Here is a 23,830-nt window from a genome sequence, read left to right as displayed (position 1 = left end):
TGGTTCAGTTAGTTTCATTACTAAACGTATTTTCCGGCAAAAAAAGTATGCCAAATTATGTTTAGGTAAAAAACCAAGCGTTAGGAGTTTCTAATTTATCAATAAAATGTTGTTTCACAAATGAGGCCTTTGTATTTTTCAATTCCCCGCCAGTGGTACCAGGCCGGCGGAGAATGAAAGTTTAAAGGTCGTCAGTCGAACTGCCCGCGCCGCCTGCCGGTTTTGCGCTGGTCAGGGTATACTTGTTCAGGCGTGCCGGATCGTCACGATAGATGATTTGCGCGGCTTCGCTGAGGGGAACCAGCAACTGGTACACCTCGTTCAGGCGTTGTACCCGTTCCTGGGTCAATACGCCCCGCTCCTTTTTGTACTTCTCCTGGTTGATATTGGCCTCGCGCAGTTCGGTGGCTACTTCAGGAATGGAAGTAAGCACACTTTCGCCGCATCCTGCGGCCACCAACTCGTCGTGATGCGCTGTGCCCATGTCGCCCAGCGTTTCCATGAACAACACCATTTTAGCCTGACTGTCGCGGACTTTCATATAGTCGTTCAAACCAAACTGGTTCTGAACAGCCGTGTTACCATTGTAAGCCTTTCGAATAAAATAGGCCACGTTATTGTAGGCATCGCTGCACTTTTTCATGGCAGCATCCACCTTCTGTGTCCATTCACTCATCTCGTCGATGATAACGGCGTCCGGCTTGATTTCCTTCACCCGGCCAACAGCTCCCTGAACCGTTGTTACATAATCGGGTGTCATAGTTGAATCAAATGCGGTAAAATCGCCGATATCATCGCTTAATGTGGACTAAAATCCTGGAATGTATCCAAAACTTCCGGCAGCCTAACTGCCCGGTATGCAAAAAAGGGAGGTTGCGTTTTGCCGGTTTGGTGAAAGATGTTCCGTGGAAACCCGGATAGTGCCTACCCTGAAATCGTTCTTTGAAAAATTGCACAACCGGTTTACCGGCTAAAAACTTTTGGTTTTTGGCTGAACAGGAAAAGTATGTCCGGAGGAAAACGAAAAACGTGCCCAATATCCGGGTCCCAGCACTAAAACAGGTAAAATAGCACAACCGGCAGCAGAAAAACAACGGAAAGGATGCAGGAAAACCATTCAATCCCCATAGGGTATAGCTTTGAACAGCAACGGTTAAGCCCAACACGAATTAAAACACAATTGGGCGTGCATTTTGAGCGCAGTTGCCCTGAAAAAAGGCAGTAAGTATGCAAACCTACTGCCTTTTTTCAGGGCCCAACTGTGCCTTAATTCCTAATTTGTTTGCCTATGTTGCTTATTCCAATCTGTCAGCTTTTAATAATCTTGCTGAATGATAAACTCGTAAAATATCAACTTGAAATTCATTAATTATTTTGTACACAATCCGATAATTTCCTGAAATCACTTCTCTGATGAATTTCATATTTATCTCTGGAACTACCCGTCCAACGTAAGGATTGTCAATAATATCTTGTGCTCGATTGTAGATTTTATTTACTGTGATTGACGCATATCGAACAGAATCCTTTGCTATGTAATCAAAGATTTCTTTTAAATCATCTGTTGATAGTTCAGTCCAAACTAACTTGACCATTTCTCAATCATATTTTTTACATCATCGTTTGAAACAGTTTTACCTTCATCCGATTGTTTAATGCCTTCTTCAACTTTTTCTATAAATATTAATTGTTCAATAAGCTCATCAATTGTAAATGAATCAGGAAGATTGTCAATCGATTGCCTTACAGTATTTTTAGTCAACATATCTTACACTTTTAATTTTATACAAATATAATGACTATTGTCCAAAAGAAATTGATTTCTCAAATCTCCGTTGTTTTTTAGCCTTAGTCAGTTTTTGGTGTCCAATCGCATAAAGAATCATTAGAACCAATCCAAGTACAAATCCTGGCAGACAAAATATAACCAATCTATCTGCTTTATCCAAATTTACAATCAGATAGAGAAATGTCAGGATAAGGCTTAGTCCTCCAATTATCAAGGCAATATTCATCGCACGAAATAATTTCTTATTCTCATTGTCAGTCAAGTTTGGAATCAATCGAGATTTTTTGAATTTTAAGTTTTTCATGTCATTAAATTTTAATCGTTTATCATCGTGTAGGATGTTTCTTGCAATTAGGCACAACGGTCACTTGCAAGTTGTCGTTGCGGATTTCGAAGAGCGTCAGTGTCCGGTAGGACATGACGGTCAAGAAAGGAGCGGAGACAACGCACCGCACGAACCCCGCAATGCAATTTGCAATTTGTTGAACTTAACCTCACTGGCGTTCGGTGGTTTTACAGGCCACCGAAAACCAGTATCTTTGAGGCATTTAATCATTTAAAATAACGTATTATGACAAATTTAAAAAAAGATTTGAACAGGAAGCGGTTTTACGCAATCTAAGTGAAAGGACCCGTAAAAGTTACTGGTGGCACATTGCCGATTACAGTAACTTTTGCAAAAAAGACCCGGAACACACGGGAGTAGAAGAACTCAGGGCCTATTTTCAAAGTATGCCCACCGACGGGAACCACAAGCCGGGCAGTGTAAAAATGGGCTACTACGCCCTTCGGTTCCTCTTTACAAATATTTACCATAAAGAGTGGGCAAAAGAATACCTTCCAACGCCAAAGGTTGCCAAAACACTCCCGCTGGTTTTATCAAAAGACGAAGTGAGCGATGTACTTGGGGCTATTGACAACTTCAAGCACCGCGCTATCATCATGCTCATTTATTCCACCGGGGCCAGGGTATCAGAGAGTGTAAACATCAAACTTACCGACATTGACAGTAAGCGGATGCAGGTCAACATCCAGGAAGGCAAAGGGCTGAAACAACGTAAAGTGCCGCTATCGCCGGTTTTACTTTCTGTTTTAAGGGATTATTACAAAAAGTACAAGCCACAGCATTATCTTTTTGAAGGCGCGGGAGGAAAAGGTACCCACCTGGGCATTACTTGATGATGCCAATTATCTTGCCAGCCTGTCGGGAGCTTTGCCCTTGCGAAATAACTAATTGCAATAATTCACTTACTTTTTTCATGTCTATTTGCTTCATCGCTTTTCCTTTATTTGAAAAAGCAAGATAAACAGGCCTAATTTAGTGTCCGGATTATACCAGAATGGCCGTCCGGATGTTTTCGGAATTTGCTGCTCTATTATCTCCTTCCTTTGCCTTTGCCATATCAGTCAAACAGATGTAATCCTCTTCCTCAATTTTCGTAATTGAGATTATTGCATTTTTTATATCAATTGTACTTATTGTACTTACTTTACTTATTTTACTTACTTTACTCATAATCAAATTATTCCAAATGTACACTTTTTGATTCTGATGATAAAATTCTGTTTAATTGATTGCAGGGAACTCTCCCAGCATGAAGCATAACGTCCTGGCTATATGCGCCTGGGCGTGGCTTTCAGACCAGTTGTGATTTTATCAGCTTGAACGCATTAAAGGGGGTAAAACGAAACCCTCAATATACTGTGGAGCCCCGGCTGGCGTATTACAGCTATGTTGCCGGCTGGGCTTTAATTCTTTATTCAATTAATTCGTAATTTGTACTTCTTCCTCCTTCTTCTGCTTTTTTGAGAATCCCTTTATCAATCAAGTCTTGTATATCTCTTAATGCAGTATCTGGTGAACATTTTGTTATTTTTGCCCATTTAGATGAAGTTAATTTCCCAAAAAAATCTCCATCCAGAATTTTGTTAAGCATTAATTTTTGCCTTCCATTTTGGATTTTTAATGCATTTTCTATCCAGAAATTGTGTTTGTTAATTACTTTTTCTAAAATTATATTAGATTCATTTAGAGCATTTAGTAAACAATTTAAGAACCAGGTGAGCCATTTTGTTATATTTAAATCTCCTTTTTGGGTTTTTTCAAGAATTTCATAATATTCCTTTCTTTCTTGTCTAATTTGGGCAGACATACTGTAAAACCGCTGTGATATTCCATCTGCCCGTGCTAATAGCATATCACTTATTGTTCTGGCAATTCTTCCATTTCCGTCTTCAAATGGATGGATTGTGACAAACCATAAATGAGCAATTCCTGCTTTCAATACTAAATCAATTTTTTCATAATTATTGAACCAATCAAGAAAAGAATTCATTTCTTCATCTATTAGTGTTGCAGCCGGGGCTTGAAAATGAACTTTTTCTTTTCCCATTGGCCCGGAAATCACTTGCATGGGACCCGTAGAATCATTACGCCAATTACCGACGATGACTTTATACATTCCACTTCTCCCTGTTGGAAATAACGCATAGTGCCAATCAAAAACTCTTTCCTTTGTCAAAGGTTGGCTAAAATTCTGCGTAGCATCAAGCATCATGTCTACGATACCTTCAACATTTCTGTCTGATGGTATTAATCCGGAAATGTCCATACCCAATTTGCGAGCAATTGATGAGCGAACCTGTTCCGGGTTTAGTATTTCTCCTTCGATTTCAGATGAACGTAATATTTCAGTTTTTAATGTTTCTAATTCAGCTTGTTGTTTTAGATTAAATCCTAAAGATTCCATCTTGCCAACAATCCTTCCTTGCAGGTTTCTCACCTTTCCAAGTAACTCTATTAGTTCTTGGTCATTCCAAGTAAAGTTCGGCCAAAATTCGTTTTCGTAAATGTAAACCTTCATTTTATTCCGCAAATTTTACGGTAAATATAGTGGGTTTTCTCTGCATTTTGAAACTTTCTCCGCATTGTTTGCGTTATTTAAAGGCGTTTTTCTCCGCATCCGGGGTCATTAGCCTTGCCGGCAACGGCTGGGCTTTATTCAATTATTTTCAATTTTGTCAATAAATCCTTACCACTTTCAATCAATCCCTTTTCCCAATTTTCCTTATAATTATTTAAAATATTTGAATTAGGCATTTAAATAATACTTTGTTTATAAGGGAAGGGCTCTGCATTAACCATTCTGGTTAAAAGGCTATCGAAGATTCTTTCCTTCATATTACTTCGGTTAAACCGGTAGCAGTATTCATCAATATAGGCTTGCAAATTTTCGACTTGGTGGTGCATGCCCCGGAGCCAGCCTTTGAAGCCCATAATACACCTGTGCAAGTCAGGGAAGTTGCCGCCCTTTTTCCCTGAATCAACCTGCACAAGATTACTGAAGTCTTTTACCAAAGGGGAATATCCTCGCCATTTATCTGTCTTTATTTGTGCACTTGTCTCAATGGTCATTTTCATAAACCCACCAAGTTCCTTCGAACTGCTCTGCTTGATGACCTTTCCGTACATACGGCTAACTCCTTTGCCGTTTCTCTCAATGGCAAATACAACCAACTTCTTTTTGCCGTTTTTTCTCCCCACAACCCCTTCTTCCTGGCCGCCGACAACTGTTTCATCAACTTCGGCCTTGCCATCGATTTTATGGTTGCCACTGCTTTCCATGGCTTTCATTACCTTGCCTTTGAACTTCCAGCAGGTCTTTTGTCTTAACCCAAGCTTTCTGCTTAGTTCCGTACTGCTGATCCCTTTTTTACTCGTACTTACATAATAAACAATGTAAAAGGCCTTTAATACCGAGAACTTTAACTGGTGAAACAATGTCCCGCTCGTTGGGGAGGAGATTCGGTGGCAACTGGTACACTGTCTGTCGAATAGGCGCTTTCCGTTACAATAATTGGTGTGTCCACAATTGGGGCAAACAAAGCCAGTCCCCCATTTTAGTTCAGTCAAATATTGATAACAAGAATCTTCGTCAGGGAAACGTTCCTGAAACTCAAAAATAGTAAGGCTTCTGAATTTGTTCTCCATTTTTATAATATTTCCCCCTAAAGTAGACATTTCTATTGTATTTACAAAGAGCCTAATTCAATAGATAAATTTCAAATTATTGACCATTTAGGTAGCGGTTTCTTTGGACATGTATTTTTATGTTTTGACCCATTTTTAAAAAGGGAAAGAGCGATTAAAATAATAAAGGTACCTGACCCACCTAGATTTGTGACCGCAGTTAAGGAAGGGCAAACCCTTGATATTTGTAGACATAAACATATTGTTGATGTTAAAGAGGTTCGGGCTACACTTTTTGAAGGTGAACCAGTAGTGATGATAGTAATGGAATACCTTTCACATGGTTCTATTCAAAAACATATTGAAAAAAGATTTATCTCTACTAAGGAGGCAAGCCGAATTATACAAAACAGTTTATTAGGACTAGAGCATGCGCATAATCAAAATGTTCTTCATCGCGATATAAAACCAGGTAATATAATGTTTGGTGAGAATGGAGAAGCTAAGCTTTCAGATTTTGGATTAGCGATAGATTACCATGTGGAGCCAAGTGATGTTATGGGCTACAAACCCCATCAACCTCTTGAAGTAATTCAAGGCAATCCAATGGATAAATTAAGTGATATTTATGCAATGGGAATTACCTTCTACAGACTTCTAAATAATACTAATAAATTGGTTTTTAATTTTAAAACTAAGGAGGAATGGATGAAAGCTGTTAAAAAAGATTTATTTCCGCCCCGCCAATTTCAACCACATATACCTGACAAGATTATAAAAATTTTAAAAAAATCAATTCATAAAAATAGTAAAACTCGATTTCAAAGCTGCACAGCATTTAGACAAGCTTTGGAGAAATTATCCTTCGCTATTGATTGGACTAGAGTTGATGATGATTTATGGTCAGGTCAGCATAATGATGACCAGTTTGAATTAAGTAAAATAAGAAAGCGCAGTGGTTGGACGATAGATTTTAAGAAAAATAATATCAGACGGACATCAAATTGCTTGAAATCAATATCCGATTCTGAAGTTGACAACCAGTTTTATAAAATATTAAGAGAAACAACTTTGAACTAAAATGCACGAAACGCCAACAAATTAGGAATTAAGGCACAGTTGGGCCCTGAAAAAAGCCAGTAGGTTGATTTACCTGCTGCCTTTTTTTAGGGTAACTGCGCTCAAAATGCACGCCCAATTGTGTTTTAATTCGTGTTGGGCTTAACCGTTGCTGTTCAAAGCTATACACTATGGGGATTGAATGGTTTTCCTGCATCCTTTCCGTTGTTTTTCTGCGGCCGGTTTTGCTATTTTACCTGTTTTAAGGCCGGAACCCGGGTATTGGGCACGTTTTTCGTTTTCCACCGGGCATACTTTTCCCGTTCAGCCAAAAACCAAAAGTTTTTAGCTGGTAAACCGGTTGTGCAATTTTTCAAAGAACGATTTGCAGGGTAGGCACTATCCGGGTTTCCACGGAACATCTTTCACCAAACCGCAACCTCCCTTTTTTGCATACCGGGCAGTTAGGCTGCCGGAAGTTTTGGATACATTCCAGGATTTCAGCCCACACCGTATCCTGTTTCTCTAAAATACGGATTCCATCTTCCAAGGCTTCTTCTTTTTGGTTTTCAGTTTCCTGTGCCAGCAGTTGTTTTGCCGTTTCGATGTTTTGTTTCCGGTAACGACTGGAAAAGATACCGTAGTACCGCACCTTAAAAAAGCCCTTTGGCAAAATGTGCAACAAAAACCGGCGGATAAACTCATTGATATCCAGTTTCATTTCCCGGAACCTGCCTGTACGGTAATCTTTCCATGAAAAACGGACTTTGCCATCTTTCACTTCAATAATACGCCGGTCGGTAATGGCAATACGGAATACGTAACGCGAAAGGTATTCCAGTATTTTTTCAGGATTGCCCATGGGTTTCTGTACATTTACCACCCAGCTTTTTTGGTACAGGGGCGCAAGAAAACGCACGAATTGCTCCGGCCCTTTTATGCCTGTCAGCTTTCCGTGAAAATCGAGCCCCCCCTTTTCCTTCGACTGCTTTAGCATATCCAAAAACTTGCCCCTGAACTTTTTGGCCAACACTTTCCCGGCGATAAAAAAGTTGTTTTTGTCCGGTACATGTACCCAGTGTTCGCGGTCGAAGCCCAGGCCCCCTGCGGGCATGATGCAATGCAGGTGCGGGTGTTCCTTCATGTTTTGACCCCAGGTATGGAGTACGGTAACCAGGCCAATATCAGCGCCCAGGTGCTTTACGTCACGGGTAAGTTCGAGCAGGGTTTGTGAAACAGCTTTGAACAACAAGCCATACATCACTTTCCTGTTTTGCAGGCAAAGCGGGTTTAACTCATGCGGCAGGGTGAACACCAAATGGTAATACCCCACCGGGAGAAGTTCTTTCATCCGTTTGTCCAGCCATTCCAGTTTTTCTTTTTGCTGGCACACAGGGCAGTGGCGGTTGCGGCAACTGTTGTTTGCCTTGCCCACATAACTGCAATGGTCGCATTTTTCAAAATGGCTCCCAAGCCCTGCTGTACGGGTACGTCGACAGCAGGTGGATTAAGCCCTGCTGTCCTTTTGTTACCTTGTTTTGGCTGATGTAGTTTCCCCCGTATTCACGCAGTAAACTTCCTACAGTTATTTGTTCCTGCATAGCCCCTCCAGTCCTTCCAGCGTGTCCAGCGGATTTACCACCTGGCTTGTGTTGAGTTGCTGCACGTGGAGGTATTTGAGCGTGTTGCTTAAATCGGAATGCCCCATCAGGCGCTGTATGACCAGAATGTTGGTGCCCTGTTCGAGGTGGTGCGTGGCAAAACAATGCCGGAAATTCCACGCAAATTTATTATCTTTCGGCTACGGCGGAAAGAATCCTGTGGATTTTTCCGCAACGAAATCATAGCCTAAACCGTTACCATTCACAGTGAAAAAGAAGAGAAACAAACTAAAATATAATGACAAGCCAACGCACAAATAGCACATTTGGTGTTTTGCCGACACAAAAACCCTCACAAGAAAAACCAAAAGAGCTATTTCTTTGCTGACACACAGAAACCGTAAAAAATGTTTGCATTTAATTCAATAAAAGATTTAATAAGCACTCTCTATAAAGAGAGGGAAATAATTGACTTCCTTTTCTCCAAAAGAAAGAACAGCGTCAAATATGACAACCTTTTGGAGTTTGTGAATTTTGAAGAAGAAAAACTGACTTCTCTAATTGAAAAGAATATTTTAGTTCAATTTGGTAGTACCGTTGATTTAAACCAAGACATTTTGGATTTTCTTGAAAAATTCACTGATTCCATTGAGGAAATTAATTACGAATATACCAGTGGATTAATCCGCATCTTAAAAGAAAATATTCAAAATTGGGAACTTGAAAAAAGACCAAACAAACAGAATGAATATCTTCTTAAAACCAAACGAAATATTGGAAATGTTGGCAAAGATGTTTTAAGAAATATAACAACATTGCGGGGAAGTGTTGAAGATGTTTTTGCGACAGAGAAAGTTTTCAGTATCAAAAAAAGTAAACTACAGGAATATGATAATAAAAGAAAAAATCTCGATGAATTATTAGAACAGATTGATGCATTTTTTCGAGAAAGCACATGGGAATACTTCATTAAGATGGTGCAAGATGATGAATTAAACCAAATTATTTTGAGACTCGATAGAGATATTATTATTGCCAGACAGAATCTGATTGATATTACTCAGAAAATTCTCGATTTTATAAATCGAATCAGGCAAGATTCCCAAATATTCAAGCACATTCAAAAGGTTAAACTTTTAAAAGACCAGCTTTTATTAGCAGAGAAAAGCAATTTTATTGATGTGATTTCAAAAGATAATAGTCTCCAATTCCAGAATGAAATTCGATTTTCAACTCCTTTATCTCTCGATTACATTCAGTCAGAAGAAGCTTATAATATTCTCCTTAGAATAAGTTATAAGTTAAAGAAATCTATAAATATTGACGAAAAATCATCCGGAATCATCCGAAATGAATTCTTAAATGGAAAGGACAAAAACCATTATGTGGTTGACACTAATAAACTTAAAGAAAGCTTTTTGTCAAGGGGTGGTGATTTATTTGATTTTATAAACAACTATAATTTTGAGAAAGAACTTTCTTTCGAGGAAAAAGTCACTTTGTTCTGTAAATTAGCCTCACAATTCAGAGATGACTTTTCGATTTCAGATACTTATTCCAAAATTGAAAATATTGAATATGCACTAATTACACCTAAATTATGACTGGAACACCACCAATACAAACATCAGATATTTTTGAAAGACTAAGCAAAGGACAATTCATCAGCGAAGATAGCGGGAGTGATGAAGTAAAAGATTTGTTCAATATCATTGAGTTAGAAAACAATTATGAAATACTGAGAGATTATTTTCAACGTATTGGATTCATATTGGAAAAAGGGTCTGGTTACTATTATTTCAGCAGAAAAGAAACAAATCAGATTTTAGAAGATAAAGTTAAGCGGGCATATAAATGGATTGATATTCTCGACTTTTTTAATACTTACGCAAAAGCAATCGATGAGCCGTTCTCCCAAGGTACAATTTTCTCTCCGTCCAGAATATTTGAGAAATCAAAAGTAAACAGTGCTTTACAAGAAAAGTTAGAAGCGCTCAAAAACTATCAGGAATTTGCAACTGAAAAACCGCTTGAAAGGATTCAGAAACTCTCTCGATATATGGTCAAAGAAACTTTTTTTGACCTTACAAACGAATATTCAGATGAATTCAAAGTACTTGCTTCATATCGTTATTTGCAAAAATTAGTAGTATCAATTGTAATTGAAGAGGAAGAAGATGAAACATTTGAATAAGATAATATTTATTAAGTCTGGCAATATTGACTACCAGGAAATTGTGTTAAATGGCAATGTCCATTTTACAGGAGACCAAGGGGTAGGAAAAACTACTGTTTTAAGGGCTATTTTGTTTTTTTACAATGCGGATACTCAAAAACTTGGAATTCCAAAAGTTGCAAATAAAAGTGATTTTGCTGATTACTATTTCGAATTTCCAAACTCGCATATTATCTATGAAATAGCAACTAAAGAAGGGAAATATTTAATATGGCTTTACAAGGAACATAATCAACTTTGCTACCGATTTATAGATTCCGAATATAAAAGAGAGTTTTTTCTTGAAGAAACACCAAAAGGGATTTTGCCTTTAAAACCGAATAAAATTTCAGAAAATATTTTAACGCAAACACGACATTCCAGAAAAATTATAAAGTTTACCGAATATCGTAATATTATCTACGGTGCGACAAATCAGATTAATGGGTTAAGCCGTAATTTCAAGCAATATTCAATTATTGAAAGTCCTGCCTATCAAAATATTCCTAAAACGATTTCAAATATTTATCTCAACTCAAATCTAAAGTCTGATGCAATAAAAACAACAATTATAAACTCTATTAGTGTTGATGATTTTGCACTTAATGAGGGCAAGGGATACAAAGTTGACCTTAATGTTCTGAGGACACAACTGAGTGATTTCAAACAAGATTACAACGATATTTCTGCTTATGAGAAAATTAAGCGAAGAGCTGAATTAATTATTCAGAATTATGACGAATTAAACCTGCTTGAACAGACAAAAATAATTACCGCCAGAACATTGGGGGCAAATCAGAAATACCTAACAACCAAAATTGAAAAATTAGAAATTGATTCTTCCAAACTTGATGAGAAGCATACAGATTGTAAAAAGCAAATAAAAGAGTTGCTGGAAAACTTCAGTAATACAAAATCAGACTTTGATAAGAAGATTGCTATTGCACAGAAGAATGTAAATGATGCCCAAAGCAAAATTAAATACTACGATAATCTACAAAAAGAAAATCTGAAAGGAATTGACACGATCCTGGATTTTGTAGCAAAAGAGACAATTTTTGAAACTGAAAGAGGAAATATCGAGAATGAAATAAAACTGCTAACATCGAAAGTTGAATCGATTGAAGAAAAATACAAATCAATTTTACAGCAACTTGAAAATGCCCATAATGCGAGTCTTAATATTTTGAATGATAAGAAATCCACTTTAAAAGCAGATTCAGCAAGACAACGAAGCAAAATCATTGAACAATATGCCGAATTCATTGAGGATTTAAGGCAACTATTTGAGAAACAGTTGGAAGATGAAACTGAAATTCAAAATCAGTTGAATGATAAAGAACGAAAACTTAAGCGTCAAAGAGACAAAATAGACATTACTCGTTTCTTTGAAGAAGAAATTAAATCGGAACAAGACAAATTCATAGATTTCAAAAATCTTATATCAGAGAGTAACAATAATATTAAATTACATAAAGAAGAAATTGAAAAACTTCAGAATAAAGGGAATCACGAGAAAGAAATATTAAAGCTTCAATTTGAAAACAAAAGAAAAGAGCTTGATAACAAACGTATTGCCACACAAGAAAAGCTTGATGAAATTGAGGAAAAGCTCGAAGCATTTAAAGACTCACTTCATGAATTTCTGAACAAAAACTATCCTGAATGGGAACAAACAATTGGAAAAGTGTTTGACGAAAAGATTTTACTTTCACAAAATCTTTCCCCACAAATAATTGAGAACAATAAGTCATTTTATGGAGTAAAACTCAATCTTGATGAAATTGATTTAAATGTAAAGACGATTGCTGATTATCAAAGCGAAAAGAATAAATTGATTTCAGTCATTGAGGAAATTAAATCGGAATTTCAAAAAGAACAAACAGAGTTTGAAAATCAAGAGCAAAAAATAAACAATAAGTATAATCAAGTTCTTAAAAAGCTAAATCAAGAAGTACTGCAAACCAAGACACTCATTACTCAGACTGAGGTGAAATATTCTCAAGCGGAACTGAAAATATCAAATCTTCAGAAGGATGCTGAAAAGAAAAAAATAGAAGAATTATCCAAGATAGAACCTTTGATTAAAGAAGTTCTTCTAAGCATTGGTAAAAACAAACAAAAATATCAGGACATAAAATCAGAAAAAGAGAAGAAAGTAAAGGAAAAGCAGGAAGAGCAAAAACAAGAAACCAATAAATTAAAAAGCCATTTTGACAATTTAGAACAGAAACTGGATGCCCGGATTGTTGGGGAAAAACAAAAATACCTGAGCAAAGTTTCACAGGTCAAAAACGACAGGATAAACGAATTAGAAGGTAAGGTTGACACAAAACGACTCAGTAAATTAGAAGTTGAGAAAGAAAGACTGAATCAAAGCTTACAGTCAATTAAAGAATTGAATCAAGTCGTTGCTGTGTACAATGAGGATAAAATAAATTTGATTGATAAACTTCCAGAGTTTGAAGCGGCTTTCTCAAAATTGAGTTCAGAACTCAGCTCTTTAAAAGAAAAATTCCAAAAAGTGAACAAAGAACTTTCCGATAAACAGACACTAATAAAAAAAGAATTTGATAGCATCAACGATGAATTAAAGGAACAAAGAAGGCAGATAAAAGAATTTGAGCAATTTAAACTATCACCTTTTTACAATGATGTTGAATATTACGTGGAACACGATGAAGATTCAGCAAACGAGGAACTTTTATCCGATTTAATTAAAAGGATTCAAAATCTTCAACAAACCTTATCTGAAAAACTAAAAGATTTAAAATCATCGATAAACAAGTTTGCAAGCCCACTAAGAGAAGGGAACATTTTTAATTTTCCAACTACTTTTACAGATGATGCAGCATATTGTTCATTTGCGAATGACCTAAAGGATTTTGTGGTTGACAATAAAATTGATGACTATAAAAAATACATCAAAAAAAACCATTCAGATTTAATCAGCCTTATTGTAAAACACATTGTGCAGCTCTCATCCAAGAAGAAAGAAATTGATGAGATAATTTCAAAAATGAATAAAGATTTTGAAAAGCATAATTTCGTTGGAGTTGTCCAAAAAGTTGAGTTAAAAGCAGACCCAAGTGAAAATAAAGTATTCCAAACATTTGAGGAAATAAGGAAGTTTCATGCTGAAAATCCATTTGGTTTTGGAGAATTAAATCTGTTCACGGGATTAAAATTAGAAGAGAACAATGATACTGCATTTAAGTTACTTGTTGCTCTGATGACAAATCTTGCACAGGAACAAAACAAAATTGAAATCTCACTTGAAGATACTTTTGAACTTAAATTTAGAGTTGTGGAAAACAACAAAGATACCGGGTGGCAGACAAAACTTGCAGATATTGGTTCAAACGGAACTGATGTTTTGGTGAAAGCAATGCTGTACATTATGCTTTTAAATGTTTTAAAAGAGACGGCTTCAAAAAAACAGAACGACTTTAAACTCCATTGTATAATGGATGAAATAAATATTATTCATCCCAAAAACATTGAAAGTCTAATAAACTTTGCAAATGACAGAGGAATATGGATGATAAATGGCTCACCAGTTGAAACCAATGCAATGGCATACAAATATGTGTATGATTTTGAGAAAACACCAGATAGCATTACTCACGCAAACCGCCTGATTGCACAAAATTAAAACCGATGGAAGTTCCATTATCATTTATAGAAAAACTAATAGCCATTTCAAGAAAGGAAACTGTTTCTATTGGTCAGTTTAAATCGAAACAAAACAGAGCTTTATTAGATATCTTTTTGGAGGAAAACATCCTCCAAAAAAGCAAAAAGAAAAATAGCTTCATAATTTACACAAACAACAATGAGCAACTTAGAAACTTCCTCAGAGAACGATACGGAATTATAAACCTTGAAGACTATTATCAATTATTAAACAATCCTAACTCAACTAAAAGTGAATCAGCACAAATTGCCTCTGACTCAAAAACAAAACGGACAAAGGTTTACACAGGTTTCTTTGTTAGAACATTTGCCGATATTGTAGGCAATTTAAATGGCATAAATATAAACCTTAAAACCTTAAAAGGAAGTTCATTATTTATTTCAGATTTTAAAAATTTTGTTATTTCCGAAAATGTTACAATTGTTGGAATAGAAAATCCGGAGACATTCTATTTAATAGAAAATTACAGACATTATTTTGACAAAATTAAGCCTTTGTTTCTATTACGATTTAATAACAATGCATTTATTGAATGGCTACAACTTATTCCAAATAAGTATGTGCATTTTGGAGACTTTGACCTATCAGGAATAGCAATCTATATTACTGAATATCGAAACAAAATTGACTTTAATAGATGCAGTTATTTTATTCCTAATGACATTGAGAATTTAATTAGTAATTCAAAAAACTATAGAGACTATGTGAATCAATTAAACGACCCAAAAGTTAAAGGGCTTGACTTTGAGAATTATCCTGAGATTAAGGACTTGGCAAATATGATTAAGAAATATAGAAAGACGATTGAGCAAGAAGTGTTGATGAATTCCAGCGCTTCATAGTCAAGCACGTTTGCAATTCGCACAAGCCAACACACAAGCCTAAAATTGCAAAAGAGTATGACTTTGCCAACACTGACAGATGGACGAAAAAAAGTACGACCGCACAACAAATTAGGAATTAAGGCACAGTTGGGCCCTGAAAAAAGGCAGTAGGTTTGCATACTTACTGCCTTTTTTTTGGGTAACTGCGCTCAAAATGTACTTAGGGTCTGCTGATTTTCTATGCGCCACACGAGTTCGATATTGGAATGAGCAAAAGGTTTTTGTCAAATAATTCTAATCTCAGCAGGTTTTTGATGGCCGCTTTTAGTTTTTTAAGTAAGAGCGCAAAAGAACCTTTCCATTTTTCTGCCACTTGCAGCAATTTGGCCAGGTTCATGACAAAAAGGATCGCATTGACCCATGATTCGGACGTTTCAGGAAGCCTGGCCATGATATTGTTGAGCCCGTATCCTCGTTTGCCTTGTCCAAACTTGCCTTCTACGTGGTTTCGTTTGGCTGCTTCTTTTTTGTCACGGTATTTCTGACTGGCAGTTTGGCTGTCATTTTTCGGTGGCCTTCCCAGGGGTTTGCCGTAGATCTTAATCCCTTTTTCTTTCAGGTATTTGCGGTTTTCCCTTGTCAGGAAAATCTGGTCGCCAAGGAATACCCGGGGATAGCAACCATAGGTATGTTTAAAATTTTCTACCTACATTTTCAAATCCGTGCTTTCATTGTAGGCATCCCAGCTGAACCGGTCTATCCGGCAGAATCCGTTCACCTCACTGATGTTGATTTTCGCTCCAAATTCGGTTTTCGCTTTGTCTTTTCCCCGGACAATCGGACGCACATGGGGCTGGAAAATGTTCACAATGCGGTTCTCGCATTGATGGGTTCTATTCTCATACATCAATTTTTGCTGGCTGTAAACTTTCCGAATGGTTGCCATCAGTTCCCTGTCGCGTTTTTCCAGCAATTCCGACCGACCGGGTTTTAACAATAAGCTGTCAACTATTTTTAGATCGCGGGAAATGTATTGAAGCTGTCCCCTGATTCCCCGGCGAATCTGCTTCTTTGTCTTCTTTTTCTTCTTTGCAATGTTCAGGTAATGCTTGCGGGCATTCCTGCGGTAGGTTCTTGGTTTTGTTCCATCTGCCGGGCGAAGGTACAACAGGTCTATGATTCGTTCCAGATTTCCCCTGGAGGTGTTTAAGAGTTTCAAATCTGTCGGATAGGTGATCTCCTGGTCGGCCACAGTCGCATCTACTTTCAGTGTTCCCCGGTTATCATTCTTTTCGGGCCCGTCGTTTTTGTCCTTATCCTTGTCCGTTGCCTCTTCCTTTTGTTGCTGTTGTTTTCTTTTAATGCGGGACTGATGTGGTTTAATTTGTTCGGATGATTCGATGATTCGTTGGTTGAAAGCTTCAAACTCATCGCCTCCCAATCTTTTGCGGATATCGACAAACAGGCTGGCATCAAAAACCGGTTGGGTGGTAAAACACGGCAGCCCGCAAAAGTATTGCAGGTAAATGTTTTCCTGTATCATTTCTATGGTACCCCGGTCATCCAGGCCAAGCTTGTGCTTGACTATCAAGGCCGCTATCACCGTGCGGATGTTGACACTTTTACGCCCCGAGCCCGCATCGAGCTTCCGGCTATAAACGGCTGCAAGTGAATCCCAGGGAATCAATGCGGCTAATTTCACCCATCGGTTCTCCTTGTCCAACCCTTGTTCAAAAGGATGCTTGAACATATTTAAACTTAATTGGCTTTGTGGTGTGTAATCAATCATATCTGCAAGGGTTTTGAACCCAATTTATACAAAACCATGCATTTACACCAATCATCAGCCTTGAAAATATGAACAAATAAATGTTGATAATCAATGTATTAAATGTATTCTTTGAGAATATCAGCAGTTTAACCGCTTCCTCACGCCTTTATACAAAAAGGACTGGGTGGTGAATGTGCAGGCACCCATGGGCAATCCTGAAAAAATACTGGAATACCTTTCGCGTTACGTGTTTCGTATTGCCATTACCGACCGGCGGATTTTGGAAGTGAAGAATGGCAAAGTGCGATTTTCGTGGAAAGATTACCGTACAGGCAGGTTCAGGGAAATGAAACTGGATGTGGATGAGTTTATCCGCCGGTTTTTGTTGCACATTTTGCCAAAGGGCTTTTTTAAAGTGCGGTACTATGGAATTTTATCGAGCCGTTACCGTAAACAAAACATCCTGGCGGCAAAACAACTGCTGGCACAAGAGGTCGAAAACCGGAAAGAAGAGGCACTGGAAGATGGCGGCCAGGTTTGGGAAAGACAGGATACGGTGTGGACTGAAATCCTGGAATGTATCCAAAACTTCCGGCAGCCCAACTGCCCGGTATGTAAAAAAGGAAGGCTGCGTTTTGCCGGTTTGGTGAAAGATGTTCCGTGGGAACCCGGATAGTGATACTCTGCAAATCGTTCTTTGAAAAAATTGCACAACCGGTTTACCGGCTAAAAATTCCCTGTTTTTGGCTGAACGGGAAAAGTATGTCCGGTGGAAAACGAAAAACGTGCCCAATATCCGGGTTCCGGCCCCAAAACAGGTAAAATAGCAAAACCGGCAGCAGAAAAACAACGGAAAGGATGCAGGAAAACCATTCAATCCCCATAGTGTATAGCTTTGAACAGCAACGGTTAAGCCCAACACGAATTAAAACACAATTGAGCGCGCATTTTGAGCGCTGTTACCCTAAAAAAAGGCAGTAAGTATGCAAACCTACTGCCTTTTTTCAGGGCCCAACTGTGCCTTAATTCCTAAAATGTTGGCGGTTCGGTTTTTTATTTATTCTTTACTATTTAGTTTTTCGGGTAAATATTTTGTCAACATACCGAGTTCAAAAGAATTATATGTTGTTTGAATTAGGTCATTAATTTCTTCATCACTAAAATTTGAAAAATCTAATCTACCAATTGGTGCGTTCATAAATTCATTAACAATTTCATTCGTATCTGTTTTAATAATTTTATCGACACCTTCTTTAAATATTTTTATAATCTTAATAAAAAATATAAATTTATCATCATTACTTTTTAATAATTCAGAAAGTTTATTAATCTGTTCATTTGTTAGTCTTATTATTATAAATTTTAAAAATTTCGTATGTTGTCCTTGAACAATAGTTTATTATAAGTAAATTTTTTAATACATCAATTTTTTCATAATCATGTTTAATATTCTTTGTTCTATATTTGTAAACATCACTTTTTAAAACTTTCTCAATTGTTTCAAAATCATCGTTAAACGTCTTGGGGTCAAATGGAAGATACCCAAGTCTTGTCTTATAATATTTTAATTCTTTATTCTCATTTCGTTTCTGTCTTTTATTAAACTGACCGCCAACGATCTGGCGGTATGAAAAGTTGCGGATTTAACCGCACAAACCTCCGCTAACCGATGAACCTAAACAAATGTAGAAACTTAACCCGCATTATTCATCAGCCGGAGAATTGTGCATAAAACTATAGCGTTCATATTTTTGAAAGCTGGGCTTGATGAAAACTACACTAAATTCCGGTCGGGCGATATAAATATTGGGGACAACCGATGCCGTGTCCGGCTGTTCTTGTCCCAAAACTCTCATTTTTTGACAACAGGGCATAGCAATCCCATCATTGTGCCCTGCTTGGTTGTTCGCTGCTGTTTATTTTATTGAAAGACCAGTTGCCTGAACAGTTCCTGGTGTACGAACGCCTTGGAAAAGCGGTAGTACACCTTTCGCTTTGTCGTTTTTATTGTTGCCCCAATTTTCAACAATGATGCCCTAATAGTATCAACCTGCCATTTTTTGGCCGCTTCGAAGCCTGTTTTCTTTATTGCTTCTTTCACAAGTAAAAATATTTCGTAGGACAAGCTGCTGAGGAACAACCGAAAAAAGTTTGGCCAAAAGCCATGGTCGGACAACCTGTCCGAAAAACACATGTTTTTTACCTCTTTGATCCGGTTTTCGCTGGCCTCGCCCCGTTTTACGTAAAACCCAAAATAGATGGACCGGGCATCGGCTTCTTCCATATTGCTGACAATATGCCTGACGTTCAGCCCCTTTCCCGTGCTTTCTATCTTCGAGTAGCATTGTTGTGGTTTGTGCCAGGTGCCTGCTTGATAGGTATAGCTTATAAAATGTTGGTGCTTGGTGTTGTTGGAAACGAACAAATGGCGCACGGCTTTCTCCGCCCTTGCGGTTTTTTTCTTCAGTGTTTCGTTTGCGGCGATGCCAACGGCGAACTTGAGGCCAAAATCATCGGCCAGTTGGTAAAAAGCGGGGCAACTGAAGCCGCTGTCGGCCCGCACAATGATCTTCAGTCCGGGATAGGCGGCCCTTATCTTTTTCAATATCCGCTTTAAAATGGCAACGTACCATTTGTTGGAGTGGCTGTTACCCGGGCGTAGTACCGGGAGGATGATCTGCCCCGTGTCGCCATCGTGGAAAAACAGTTCGTTGTACATGAACTGGCCGTAATAGCCATTGAACATCGACAGTTGCTGTTCGCCATGGGTGGGGTCGTCGGTGCCGTCAATATCGATCACAAGTTGTTCCCTGCCCGCCAGTGTGAGTACATAGCGGTCAACCCACGCATTGCACAAAGCAAATACGGAATGCTTGTCAAAACCGTTCTCGAACCTTGACATGGTGGGCTGTGAGGCCAGTCCCCCTTCAAGGATGTCCTTTAACAGCGGGTCGTTTTTCAGGTACTGGACATCGTTGGCATCTTCGTAGCCCTGTACCATGGTGAACACGCGCTGCTTTAAAAGCTTATCAATGGGGTGGACTATACGAAATGGATCACGACAATCGGGAATCACCTGGCTAAAATAGTGCAATATGCGATGTTTCCTTTCGAGTTTTTCCAGCAGTAGTACGGCCCCGTCAGAACTGACTGCATCTGCTGAAAAATCCATGTTTATTGCTGTCCTGCCTCGGTAAAAAACGGTATCTTTATTGCTCATAAATGGGTGCGTTTAAAAGTGTTGTTGTTTCGTTTAATCTACTTAAAGATAACACTTTGCACCCATTTTATTGTACTCGAGATGAATAATTCGGGTTAAATATTAACCGCTGACCCCGCAATTTTTTATGACCACTTGTTATAGTGCGTTTTTTACGGGTAGGCATAAAAATAAAACAAAATGGTAGAATTTAGATTTGAAGGATATACATACGATTTATGGATAAAACCCTGGAAGAAAGGAAATAGAAAATACGAAGCATTAAGGTGGAAAACAGGATGGAAATGTACTTGGAAAAGAATACCTTATGAATTATTCATAAAGATGAAAAAGAAGTGGAATGCTTCTCGTGCGTTGGCAAATGCACTACGGTCTAGGCTATGCGTAGTGCGGGATTTCAAGGCACTTCACTGTCCGTTTACCGATTAGTTTATTTATAGTATTTTCTTTCATTTCAGCACTTTCGCCCGCATTACGTATAGCCAATGTTGTGCTTTCGTGCTTTATATTTCTTACTTGATTAATCTTACCAAAAGATATACTTCCCACTTTTCTTTTCTTTTAATAGTTTCTCATTGTCAAATCCCATTCCCTTATTGTATTGTTCGTCAAATATTGCAGGTAAATCTGGAGTGGTCACTATTGTATCTGCCTTTTCGATCTTATTCTCGGTAATAGCACCTGTCAAGTACCCACCTGATATTTCAAGTTCATCTGAGCAAATAAGTTTACCGTGTAGCTTTTCCCTCAGTAAAAGGTAGTTGATGAAAAACTGAGGTCTTTTTTTCTTGGCAATCATTGTAAGGAAGAAGGTTTCCAGGTCGTCAAGTTTAACTACCCATGGATACACATCACTTTCATCAACTTCCAACAATGTTGATAGGTCATTCTGGATTTGAGCAAATGAATTTATGTTTACAATTGACCATCTCCCGTTTTTAGTTTTCAAAATTTAGTAAAAGGCTTAACTGTCCGTCATTAGGAGATGGATCTGATTGAGGAAGGAAAGCCTTGGTGTCATATTGGCCAGCAATACTTTTATTATCGTGCTGATTTTGTAATAGATAAAATTGCGTAGTTCGTACATACGTTCTTTGTTTAGTGTTTTTACCCCACTTTCAAGCAACAGCCTTGTGTGCAGGGATGAAAGCGATGAGTATATGATGCTCATGGCTATTGTCAGTATTGCCAGCATGCTTTGTAAGCCTTCGAATGTTTTGATTTGTATGTCTTCCAGGTTGTAACATTCCTTGATATGTCGGTGGTACTCCTCTATTTTCCACCTAAAACCATAGGCTGTAAATGCTTCTTTGATTACTTCAACAATACTGTCTTTTGGAGAACGTGTCAGTAGCCAGCAATATCCGCCATTGGCCCTTTTGGTTACAACAAGCCAAAGATCATGCATCTTGCCCTTGATTTGATACTGGACCTTTATCGCCCCGCATTCATAGACCAACTGGCGCTTCTTGCTTTTCTGTATCCTTGTAGCCGTTAATTTCATGAACAACGGCACTTTCTGGCTTATTTTGTTCACTGCCATTTCTTCGCCTTTGTACATCAGCTTTGTGGTTTTCTTCAGGCGCAGGTTAAAGTTGCCTTCATTGGCAATAATGAAATCCCTGCAAATGGGACGGTCCATTCCCCGGTCGAATATTGTTGTGACATCTTTGTTAATGATTGCCCCTACTTCGCCCATTGCTTCAAGAACCTCCTTGTTTTCACTTTTTGCGCCATGGTCAAAACTGTAAAGCTTATTGTACAGGGGAGTCATTTCCTGGTCTTTGCTAAAGTGGACAACATTCATCAGCCAATACCCAAGGCCAATGGTTCCTTTATCGCCATCTTTCACATAGTCCAGCCCATCCATCATCTTGGCATATTTCTTTTGGATATCAGAGCCATCGAACAGGATGTAGTCCCCATGACAGATTTTGCTTTTTACACTGTTCATATGTCCCCGGAATAACTTCATGAAAAAATCTTTCTTGTTATAATGGTTCCTAAAGCGCTTGGTCGTCTGGCTCAACGAGATCGTATCGCAAATGCCTGTGGCTATCTTATTGACCAATACTGTACCTGTCTTGAGTATCCCGGTGGTCATTTCCCTGATACATCGGGCTTCCGGTTTTGTTAATTGACCCTCAAGCTTAAGAAAATAGCGACTGATCTTGTTCTGTACCTGTTTTGTTAATACTTTTGACATGAGCTGGTTTTTAGAGATTATTTGCTTTTGTTTGCACAATAAAAATAACCTTTTTAAACCAGCTTTCCTCATATATAAACATCTTTAAACCCCTGATATGACTGGATTGTAGGGCTTGATCAATCCATTTTTCGGGAGATGGTCAATTTATGTTTACAACTATCGAAAAATCATTCTCTTCATATTTGGTTGTGTCAATTTCCTCAATCAGATTACCATCTTTATCTTCTATTCGAAGGGGTACTTGGTCTACAAATTTTTGCTCAACGCGCTTTGTTTGAGTGTATCCATAGCCAATACTCGCTTTAAAATCATCTTTGATTCTGACAAATGCTTTATTTGGGTCACGGAGTGGTTCACGCAGGTTGTAACCCTTAGCTTCAATGATGAATGCATATTCCTTCCACAGGAAAAGAATGTCTTGTTCACAACCATCTACGTAATAGCCTTCAAATACTTTATAGTCCTTTCTAAAAAACCTTTTAAAAAGGTCAACGATTCGTTTTTCAAGTAGCTTCCCTTTTCTATCAATTAATTTGTCTTTGGCCTTTGGGTTCTTAGAACATACTCTTTCAAGCAAATCATCAACAGCATGAATGACTTGCTTTACCTCAAATACCTGAAATAATCCATTTCCAATATCTACAATCGGAAATTCATACAAAGGATTGCTTGGTCGTGTTGAAGTGTAGTAAAGAAAGTCGCTTTGATTTCTTGAACAAGTGAGTAAAGGTAATATTGCTTTGATTTTATCTAGCGACAAATCAGCTGTCACCAAGTCTTCAGGTTTAAAACGGTTGATGATGCCGTGATCGGCCATGAAAGTATAAAGGGGTCGTCTTTCTTCACCGAGTTTCTTGATTTCTTCTGGCGCTTCATCTATAACACCCATTTGGATTTTGGTGTAGGTAAGCCAATCATCTTGAAAAAGGTCTTTTCTTGTACCAAAACCTTGAAATTTTCGCTGTACTAAATCATCAAGGTTATTGTAGAACTGGATAAAGTCGCTTGTTTTTACACCCGTTTCTGCAACTATGGTTTCATCAATTTGTGAGTAAAGGTCATTAACCCAATTGATGGTCTGTTCTTCGTAGTTAAGCGGGCCTTGATTAAAATAGGAAAGGAAAGATGGCATAGCTACTTGCCTGATTTTTTTCCATTCATCATCTATCTCTTCATCTGGCTTTGGGAAGAATAGCTTGTCGTATTCTCTTTCGATTTCATTTAACAGTTCAACAATCTTATTCCATTTTTCAGGCGTGTATTGTATGTCTTTTCCATGGGTATCATCAGAGGAAATCAATAAGCCCCCAAGAAAGTAGAGCTGACGCATTGGGGAGGAAAGTTTACCCAGTTGATCTTGAGCTCTTCCTGATGCTATGTTCTTCATAAGTCCTGAAAGGTCACCAAGGAACCATTCTGTGTCATAAGTGGACACTAAACCCTTTAATTCTTGTGACTTAGTTTCAAGACTCATT

At 38.0% G+C, this 23,830-nt stretch carries 19 protein-coding genes and 3 pseudogenes; 7 read left to right on the top strand and 15 right to left on the bottom strand.

What is annotated here, in order from left to right; genetic code table 11:
* Nucleotides 1–181: 181 nt before the first annotated feature.
* The 4 genes from GJU82_RS02110 to GJU82_RS02095 form a co-directional block, all read right to left on the bottom strand.
* Entirely contained in the window at nucleotides 182–760 is a 579-nt protein-coding gene (locus GJU82_RS02110; RefSeq protein WP_153630636.1) for a hypothetical protein, read from the bottom strand.
* Nucleotides 761–1,295: 535 nt separating this feature from the next.
* The gene (locus tag GJU82_RS02105; protein ID WP_153630635.1) at nucleotides 1,296–1,595 is read right to left on the bottom strand and encodes a type II toxin-antitoxin system RelE/ParE family toxin; all 300 of its coding nucleotides are present in this window, start codon (nucleotides 1,593–1,595) and stop codon (nucleotides 1,296–1,298) included.
* On the bottom strand, nucleotides 1,583–1,765 hold the full coding sequence (locus GJU82_RS02100) for a hypothetical protein (protein ID WP_153630634.1): 183 nt from the start codon (nucleotides 1,763–1,765) through the stop codon (nucleotides 1,583–1,585). Before GJU82_RS02100 ends, GJU82_RS02105 begins: the two co-directional genes overlap by 13 nt.
* Before the next feature lie 34 nt (nucleotides 1,766–1,799).
* A complete protein-coding gene (locus GJU82_RS02095; protein WP_153630633.1) occupies nucleotides 1,800–2,093 on the bottom strand; it encodes a hypothetical protein in 294 nt (97 codons plus the stop codon).
* 257 nt (nucleotides 2,094–2,350) lie between these two features.
* On the opposite strand from GJU82_RS02095, the gene GJU82_RS02090 reads away from it, so the two are divergent.
* Nucleotides 2,351–2,968 carry a tyrosine-type recombinase/integrase gene (locus GJU82_RS02090; protein WP_228488758.1) on the top strand — a complete coding sequence of 206 codons (618 nt, stop codon included), beginning with the start codon at nucleotides 2,351–2,353 and terminating at the stop codon, nucleotides 2,966–2,968.
* A 151-nt stretch (nucleotides 2,969–3,119) separates the two neighbouring features.
* Here the strand turns inward: GJU82_RS02090 and GJU82_RS17150 are convergent, their stop codons facing one another.
* The 3 genes from GJU82_RS17150 to GJU82_RS02075 all read right to left on the bottom strand — a co-directional run bounded on the left by GJU82_RS17150 (nucleotide 3,120) and on the right by GJU82_RS02075 (nucleotide 5,810).
* Nucleotides 3,120–3,305 (bottom strand): hypothetical protein, encoded by a 186-nt coding sequence (locus GJU82_RS17150; protein WP_194830943.1) that lies wholly within the window; start codon nucleotides 3,303–3,305, stop codon nucleotides 3,120–3,122.
* Nucleotides 3,306–3,546: 241 nt separating this feature from the next.
* Nucleotides 3,547–4,653: a Fic family protein gene (locus GJU82_RS02080; protein WP_153630631.1), complete on the bottom strand. Its 1,107-nt coding sequence runs from the start codon at nucleotides 4,651–4,653 to the stop codon at nucleotides 3,547–3,549.
* 236 nt (nucleotides 4,654–4,889) lie between these two features.
* Nucleotides 4,890–5,810 carry an IS1595 family transposase gene (locus GJU82_RS02075; protein WP_153630358.1) on the bottom strand — a complete coding sequence of 307 codons (921 nt, stop codon included), beginning with the start codon at nucleotides 5,808–5,810 and terminating at the stop codon, nucleotides 4,890–4,892.
* 9 nt (nucleotides 5,811–5,819) lie between these two features.
* Between GJU82_RS02075 and GJU82_RS02070 the strand changes: the two genes are divergently transcribed.
* A complete protein-coding gene (locus GJU82_RS02070) occupies nucleotides 5,820–6,839 on the top strand; it encodes a serine/threonine-protein kinase (RefSeq protein WP_153630630.1) in 1,020 nt (339 codons plus the stop codon).
* A gap of 352 nt (nucleotides 6,840–7,191) precedes the next feature.
* On the opposite strand, the pseudogene GJU82_RS02065 reads toward GJU82_RS02070, so the two are convergent.
* A pseudogene (locus tag GJU82_RS02065) lies at nucleotides 7,192–8,301 on the bottom strand (IS91 family transposase); the annotation flags it as partial.
* Nucleotides 8,302–8,403: 102 nt separating this feature from the next.
* Nucleotides 8,404–8,583, bottom strand: a pseudogene (locus tag GJU82_RS17145) (tyrosine-type recombinase/integrase); the annotation flags it as partial.
* Nucleotides 8,584–8,826: 243 nt separating this feature from the next.
* Here GJU82_RS17145 and GJU82_RS02055 point away from each other — a divergent pair.
* Genes GJU82_RS02055 through GJU82_RS02040 form a run of 4 tightly spaced genes read left to right on the top strand, consistent with a single transcriptional unit; the run spans nucleotide 8,827 to nucleotide 15,173 of the window.
* Nucleotides 8,827–10,023, top strand: coding sequence for a hypothetical protein (locus tag GJU82_RS02055; RefSeq protein WP_153630627.1), 1,197 nt, complete (start codon nucleotides 8,827–8,829; stop codon nucleotides 10,021–10,023).
* A complete protein-coding gene (locus GJU82_RS02050; RefSeq protein WP_153630626.1) occupies nucleotides 10,020–10,613 on the top strand; it encodes a hypothetical protein in 594 nt (197 codons plus the stop codon). The genes GJU82_RS02055 and GJU82_RS02050 overlap by 4 nt, the downstream gene beginning before the upstream one ends.
* Nucleotides 10,597–14,289 (top strand): ATP-binding protein, encoded by a 3,693-nt coding sequence (locus GJU82_RS02045; protein WP_153630625.1) that lies wholly within the window; start codon nucleotides 10,597–10,599, stop codon nucleotides 14,287–14,289. Before GJU82_RS02050 ends, GJU82_RS02045 begins: the two co-directional genes overlap by 17 nt.
* Nucleotides 14,290–14,294: 5 nt before the next feature.
* Nucleotides 14,295–15,173 carry a hypothetical protein gene (locus GJU82_RS02040; RefSeq protein WP_153630624.1) on the top strand — a complete coding sequence of 293 codons (879 nt, stop codon included), beginning with the start codon at nucleotides 14,295–14,297 and terminating at the stop codon, nucleotides 15,171–15,173.
* Nucleotides 15,174–15,393: 220 nt separating this feature from the next.
* Here the strand turns inward: GJU82_RS02040 and GJU82_RS02035 are convergent, their stop codons facing one another.
* Entirely contained in the window at nucleotides 15,394–15,798 is a 405-nt protein-coding gene (locus tag GJU82_RS02035; protein WP_373921445.1) for a transposase, read from the bottom strand.
* 63 nt (nucleotides 15,799–15,861) lie between these two features.
* Nucleotides 15,862–16,944: an IS5 family transposase gene (locus tag GJU82_RS02030; protein WP_153630622.1), complete on the bottom strand. Its 1,083-nt coding sequence runs from the start codon at nucleotides 16,942–16,944 to the stop codon at nucleotides 15,862–15,864.
* Nucleotides 16,945–17,074: 130 nt separating this feature from the next.
* Between GJU82_RS02030 and GJU82_RS02025 the strand changes: the two are divergent.
* Nucleotides 17,075–17,602: pseudogene (locus GJU82_RS02025) on the top strand (transposase); the annotation flags it as partial.
* A gap of 1,245 nt (nucleotides 17,603–18,847) precedes the next feature.
* Here the strand turns inward: GJU82_RS02025 and GJU82_RS02010 are convergent.
* The 4 genes from GJU82_RS02010 to GJU82_RS01995 form a co-directional block, all read right to left on the bottom strand.
* Nucleotides 18,848–20,146 (bottom strand): IS1380 family transposase, encoded by a 1,299-nt coding sequence (locus GJU82_RS02010; protein ID WP_153630618.1) that lies wholly within the window; start codon nucleotides 20,144–20,146, stop codon nucleotides 18,848–18,850.
* Nucleotides 20,147–20,672: 526 nt separating this feature from the next.
* Complete coding sequence (locus GJU82_RS02005) at nucleotides 20,673–21,095, bottom strand: hypothetical protein (RefSeq protein ID WP_153630617.1); 423 nt, start codon at nucleotides 21,093–21,095, stop codon at nucleotides 20,673–20,675.
* A gap of 15 nt (nucleotides 21,096–21,110) precedes the next feature.
* Nucleotides 21,111–22,352 (bottom strand): transposase, encoded by a 1,242-nt coding sequence (locus GJU82_RS02000; RefSeq protein ID WP_194830942.1) that lies wholly within the window; start codon nucleotides 22,350–22,352, stop codon nucleotides 21,111–21,113.
* A 142-nt stretch (nucleotides 22,353–22,494) separates the two neighbouring features.
* Nucleotides 22,495–23,829 carry a hypothetical protein gene (locus GJU82_RS01995; RefSeq protein WP_153630615.1) on the bottom strand — a complete coding sequence of 445 codons (1,335 nt, stop codon included), beginning with the start codon at nucleotides 23,827–23,829 and terminating at the stop codon, nucleotides 22,495–22,497.
* Between the last annotated feature and the right edge of the window lies 1 nt (nucleotide 23,830).

The organism is Prolixibacter sp. SD074, from assembly GCF_009617895.1.
GTDB lineage: Bacteria > Bacteroidota > Bacteroidia > Bacteroidales > Prolixibacteraceae > Prolixibacter.
This window is presented reverse-complemented; position numbering and strand designations above follow the sequence as displayed.